Source organism: Sinomonas sp. (assembly GCF_051955515.1).
GTDB lineage: Bacteria > Actinomycetota > Actinomycetes > Actinomycetales > Micrococcaceae > Sinomonas.
In genome coordinates this window covers 1-5,344 of record NZ_JBQCGQ010000070.1, presented here as the reverse complement: position 1 = coordinate 5,344, position 5,344 = coordinate 1, and the positions used below count along the sequence as shown (strand labels likewise).

5 protein-coding genes, 2 tRNA genes and 1 pseudogene are annotated in these 5,344 nt (G+C 68.3%); all 8 read right to left on the bottom strand.

Translation table 11 applies throughout. From position 1 onward, the window contains the following. Positions 1-130: 130 nt before the first annotated feature. Positions 131-361: pseudogene (locus ACTHL9_RS03915) on the bottom strand (aldo/keto reductase); the annotation flags it as partial. A gap of 60 nt (positions 362-421) precedes the next feature. Continuing rightward, positions 422-577 (bottom strand): hypothetical protein, encoded by a 156-nt coding sequence (locus tag ACTHL9_RS03910; RefSeq protein WP_440517462.1) that lies wholly within the window; start codon positions 575-577, stop codon positions 422-424. Beyond that, complete coding sequence (locus ACTHL9_RS03905; RefSeq protein ID WP_440517461.1) at positions 547-1,074, bottom strand: aldo/keto reductase; 528 nt, start codon at positions 1,072-1,074, stop codon at positions 547-549. Before ACTHL9_RS03905 ends, ACTHL9_RS03910 begins: the two co-directional genes overlap by 31 nt. Next, positions 1,059-2,105: an acyltransferase family protein gene (locus tag ACTHL9_RS03900; RefSeq protein WP_440517460.1), complete on the bottom strand. Its 1,047-nt coding sequence runs from the start codon at positions 2,103-2,105 to the stop codon at positions 1,059-1,061. The genes ACTHL9_RS03905 and ACTHL9_RS03900 overlap by 16 nt, the downstream gene beginning before the upstream one ends. A 63-nt stretch (positions 2,106-2,168) precedes the next feature. After that, positions 2,169-2,810, bottom strand: a complete 642-nt coding sequence (locus ACTHL9_RS03895) for an SGNH/GDSL hydrolase family protein (protein ID WP_440517458.1) — start codon at positions 2,808-2,810, stop codon at positions 2,169-2,171. A 49-nt stretch (positions 2,811-2,859) separates the two neighbouring features. Further along, positions 2,860-2,933 (bottom strand) — tRNA-Met (locus ACTHL9_RS03890). Positions 2,934-2,937: 4 nt separating this feature from the next. Next, a tRNA-Thr gene (locus ACTHL9_RS03885) sits at positions 2,938-3,009 on the bottom strand. Positions 3,010-3,188: 179 nt separating this feature from the next. Beyond that, a complete protein-coding gene (locus tag ACTHL9_RS03880) occupies positions 3,189-5,159 on the bottom strand; it encodes a DEAD/DEAH box helicase (RefSeq protein ID WP_440517456.1) in 1,971 nt (656 codons plus the stop codon). Between the last annotated feature and the right edge of the window lie 185 nt (positions 5,160-5,344).

Sequence of the window (5,344 nt, the reverse complement as noted above, 5' to 3'; positions counted from 1 at the left end):
CGCCCGCAGAGGTCGAGGTGTCCGCCCTCGAAGGGGAGGCCGTGGCGCTGGGGGCCGTGCGTCGGGCCCTCGATGATGTCACTGAGCGGGCGCTGGAAATCGAGTTGCCGGGGTCCCACCCGGCCAGCGTCTAGGGGACCCGCTTTCCGCTCGCCGTCTGGAACAGGGCGAACCAGTCCTCGCGGCTCATCGCCCCGGCAACAGCCTCGGCCTCCGCGCACGCCCGGATGCGCCGTGGGTTCGCTGAGCCGATGACGGGCACGATGCCCGCCGGAGGGCGCATGAGCCACCCGAGGACGATCGCCTCCGGCGTCGTTCCGCTTGCTTCTGCGAGGTCGGCGACCAGCGCAGAAGTCCTGCGATCCGCCTCGGTGAGCTCCGTCGTCGGCCGGCCGGTGTAGCGGCCGCCGGCAAGGGGCGATCACGCCTGGATCTCGATCCCCCGGCGCCGGCAGTGCTCGAGCGTGCCGTGGGGGAAGCTGACGGCGGCGCCCTCCTCGTGGTTGACGAGCACAGCGCTGTCCACGAAGCCGTAATGGTGAAGGCTCAGCTCCAGCTGATCGGCGGCGAGCAGCACGGGAAGGTGGTCCTGCAGGGCTCCAACTGCGCCGAGGACATGTTGGATACCCCTATGGCCCGGATCGCGCCGTCCTCGAGGAGGCGGCCGACGGCGTCACCCACTTCCGCCGGGTCCAGCAGCGGATCGGGGCGGTGCAGGAGCAGCAGGTCGAGGTAGTCGGTCTGGAGGCGACGAAGGCTGCCGGCGACACCGTCCAGGATCGCCTGCCCGCTCAGGTCGTAGGAGCCGAGCCCGCCCGCCTCGCCAAGCCGGATGCCGACCTTGCTCTGGATCTGGATGCGGGCCCTCAGGCCAGAGTCCCTCGCCAGCAGCTCCCCGAACACCGCTTCCGACTTCCCGCGCCCGTAGATGTCGGCGTGATCGAAGCGGCTGATGCCGATCGACAGGGCGGCCTCGACCGCGGACGAAGCAGCCTCGATCTCCTCGGCTCCGTAGTCGGGCGCGTCCCAGGCGCCCCCGAGACCCATGCATCCATAGGTCAGGCGGGAATCCACCTGGTCATCCTAGAGCGCAGGCGCGACGTGACCGGCCGCGTGGCCCAATGCGCGGCCACCGCGAGCGCGAACGAGAGCGGCAGCGCGAACCAGCCCACTTCGAGCCAGTCCGAGCGGTTCAGCACACCGAACAGGCACAGCACCGGGTAATGCCAGAGGTAGAGCTCGTAGCTGATGCGCCCCACATAGGCCATGGGCTCCGCGGCCAGGGCTCGGTGGAGGAGATCCCGGGGTCCCCGCGTGAGGGCCACAATCAGCAGGAGCGTGCCAGCAACGGAGATCACCACATCCAAGGTCGAGAACGGCGCGACCGAGGAATGCAGCACTCCGAACGCCACCAGCGCGAGGCCCGCGGGACCGAACCAGCGGCCTGGCGTGAACGACGATCCGCGAAGGAACAGCGCGAGAGCGCAGCCCGCCATGAGTCCGCCCGCCCGCAGGATGAAGGAGACCTCCCCGGTCCTCGCCTCGGCGAGGAAGGCGCCGGCGATGAGGACGACGGCGGCCGCGGACGCCGCGATGGGAGCCCACCGGCGGGGGCGCCTCAGCAGGAGCAGCAGGATAGGCGGCCAGACGAAGTAGAACCACTCCTCAACGCCGAGAGACCACGTGTGCTCGTAGGGGGAGAGCGACGTCAGTCCCGATTCCGCCCCGATGGGCATGAGATAGAACAGCGAGAGCCCGGACCCGGTCGTAGCGGTGTTGATCCCCATCGTGAGCGTGATGGGGATGAAGACCACGGCGAGCATGAGCAGCAGAGGCGGGTAGAGGCGGATGGCGCGACGAAGGTAGAACCTGCGGAAGTACACCCTCCCAGACGCCTCGTGCTCCTCGAGGAGGAGCGTGGTGATGAGGAAGCCGGAGAGGACAAAGAAGACATCCACGCCGCCGGCACCGCCGAAGTGGGCCGGCATGACCCCGTGGTAGACGGCGACCAAGGCGATGGCCAGCGAACGGAGCCCGTCGAGGGCCGGAACGTAGCCGAGGCGGGCACGGAGAATCTGCGGAGGTAACGCTTTAGTAACGGTCATCGGTGTGCCAGTGTAGCCGCCTCACGTGAGTGACCTTCCCAGAAAGCGGCCAGGCAAACGGGATCAGCGGATCAGAGCCGCCTGAAAGGCCCTCCCCAGAGCCTCCGCTCCCGCCTCTGTCGGGTGCACGCCGTCAAGGGACATTCCGGGGGCATAGACGGCGCCCACCCGCAGGCTCGACGGTGCGTCGATCCAGTCCCAGCCCCTCGAGAGGACGAAGGCATGCAGAGTCACGTTGAACGCGGCCGTCGCGGTGGGCGCGCTGTCTCGAGGAGGGATCGCCGAGACGACAACCCGCGGCGCCCCGATTTCGGCAACGATACGGTTCAGGTCCGCGGCCGTCTCGGAGAAGGGCAGGCCCTGGGCCAGATCGTTCGTTCCCGCGAGAATCACCAGGACATCAGCCTTCACGGGGCGGATGTTCTGCGCCATGCGCAGCGTTGTGGCCCCGCCAGCGGCCCAGCCTCCCGCGAACAGGAGGTTCCGGGATCTCGCGTAGGTCACCCAGGACAGCGTGCCGGTCAACCCGTCGCTGAAGGCCGGGCTGTTCCCCACCGTGATCGAATCGCCCACTGCCACGAAACGGGTGACAGAGAACATCGTGACTGCCGAGGAAGACGCCGGCGCCGGGGGTGCGGTCGCGACCACCGAGACGCCCGTGATGACCACCAGCGCCAACAGCAGGACCGAATAGGTGCGCCGCACGCTGCGAGGATACGACAAAGGCCCCGGAAAAAACCGGGGCCTTAGGCCGTAGCGGTGCCGGGACTCGATCCCGGGACCTCACGATTATGAGTCGTGCGCTCTAACCAGCTGAGCTACACCGCCAGAGAGCCCCCCACGGGAATCGATCCCGTGACCTCCATCTTACCAAGATGGCGCTCTACCACTGAGCTAGGGGGGCAACAGACAGATACTTTACCGGACCCGGGACCCCCGGCCAAATCGAAGAAAGGGTCCGGCTGCACCCCCCAGCAGGCTGCAGCCGGACCCATGCCCACCCCAAATCAATAGTCACATGACACGACTAAGATGTCACTAGCGTGTGACAAATTTGTCAATCTGAGGAGAGGGCGGACTGAATCAGCCCCGGCTGCCGCCGAAACGACGCGCTCCGCCGTCGGACGCCGTCCGACGCGACCCTCCGAAGCCGCCGCGCGACCCGCGGTCGCCCCAGTCGCCGCCGCGGCGCTCATGACCGCCTCCGAAGCCGCCACGGCTGCCGCCGCGGCCACCCCAGTCGCCGTCGCGAGGACCGCGGTCACGGTCGCGTCCGCCACCACCACGGGGGCCGCCTCGGAAGCCACGGTCGTCGCCGTCGCGGGCAGGCCGGCCGCCCTTGTCCAGCTCGAGCCGGATGAGCTCGCCGCCGATCCGCGTCTTCGACAGGGCCTTCCACTGCTCGTTCGAGAGCTCCGAGGGGAGCTCCACGAGCGAGAAGTCCGAACGGATGTCGATCCCTCCGATCTCGCTCGAGTTGAAGCCGCCCTCATTGGCGAGTGCACCGACGATTGAGCCGGGCTGCACCCGCTGGCGGCGGCCAACGGCGATGCGGTAGGTGGCGCTGCCCTCGGACGGGCCGCGCGAGCCGCGGCCGCCCTGGCCGCGGTCACCACGGCCCTCTCGGGCGCCGTCGCGCCCGCCACGCTTTGCGAAGTCGGGAACCGGGAGCTCCTCGACGAGGAACGGAGCATCGCCCTGGACCATGACGGCGAGCGCGGCCGCGATCTCGGCGGCGGGCACGTTGTGCTCTGCCTCGTAGGACGCAATGAGGTCGCGGAACAGCGAGACGTCCTCGGACTCGAGCGTCTCGGTGATCTGGTCGGCGAACTTGCTCATGCGCAGCGAGTTGACCGTCTCCGCCGTGGGCAGGGACATCTGCTCGACGGCCTGATGGGTCGCCTTCTCGATCGCGCGCAGAAGGTACTTCTCCCGCGGCGTCATGAAGAGGATGGCATCGCCCTTGCGCCCGGCGCGGCCCGTGCGGCCGATCCGGTGGACGTAGCTCTCCGTGTCGTGCGGGATGTCGTAGTTCACGACGTGGCTGATGCGCTCCACGTCCAGGCCGCGGGCCGCGACGTCGGTGGCGACGAGGATGTCGATCTTGCCTTCACGCAGCGCCTCGACGGTGCGCTCGCGCTGGGCCTGCGCGATGTCGCCGTTGATCGCCGCGGCCTGGAAGCCACGCGCCTTGAGCTTGTCGGCAAGGTCCTCGGTGGCCATCTTGGTCCGCACGAAGGCGATGACGCCGTCGAAATCCTCGACCTCAAGGATGCGGGTCAGCGCATCGAGCTTGTGGGAGCCGACCACCTGCACGTACCGCTGGCGGATATTGGTCCCGGTGGTGGTCTTCGACTTGACCGTGACCTCTTCGGGATCGTTGAGGTACTGCTTCGACATGCGGCGGATCTGCGACGGCATGGTCGCCGAGAAGAGCGCCACCTGCCGGCCCTCGGGAGTCTCCTGGAAGATCTTCTCGACGTCGTCCGCGAAGCCCATGCGCAGCATCTCGTCGGCCTCGTCGAGCACGAGGTACTGGAGGTCCGAGAGATCGAGCGAGCCCTTGTCGAGGTGGTCGATCACGCGGCCGGGCGTACCCACGACAACCTGCGCGCCACGGCGAAGGCCCGCGAGCTGCGGACCGTAGGCGGAGCCGCCGTAGACCGGGAGGACGGTGAAGTCGTCGAGGTGCTTCGCGTAGGAGGTGAACGCCTCCGCCACCTGGAGTGCGAGCTCGCGGGTCGGGGCGAGGACGAGGGCCTGGGTGGAGCGGGAGGGCCCGTTCTGGTCGTGGAGCTCTGCGAGGCGCGACAGGGCGGGCACGGCGAACGCCGCGGTCTTGCCCGTGCCGGTCTGCGCAAGGCCGACGACGTCGCGACCCTCCAGCAGGAGCGGGATCGTGGCTGCCTGGATGGGGGACGGCTTCTCGTAGCCGACCTCGCGGAGCGCCGCGAGGACACGATCATCGATGCCAAGGTCGGTGAAGAGAACCTCATTCTCGTCACGCTGAGGCTGCTCGGCCGCGGGCATAGGTGTTTCAAGGGTTTCAGACATAGAGAAGTCCTCCAGTCGGGGAGCCACAATGGCTCATCGGTCAGGTACCGAAGCCCGGCGCTGTCTCAATCCCTGGCAGGACTTCTCGCTGTCTTCGGCGCCACACGCGCACCGTCAGCGTTTACTTCAGCCGGCTCCCCTATGAAACTGCCCGCCCCGCGGGCCCCAACACGCACTACTCCTGC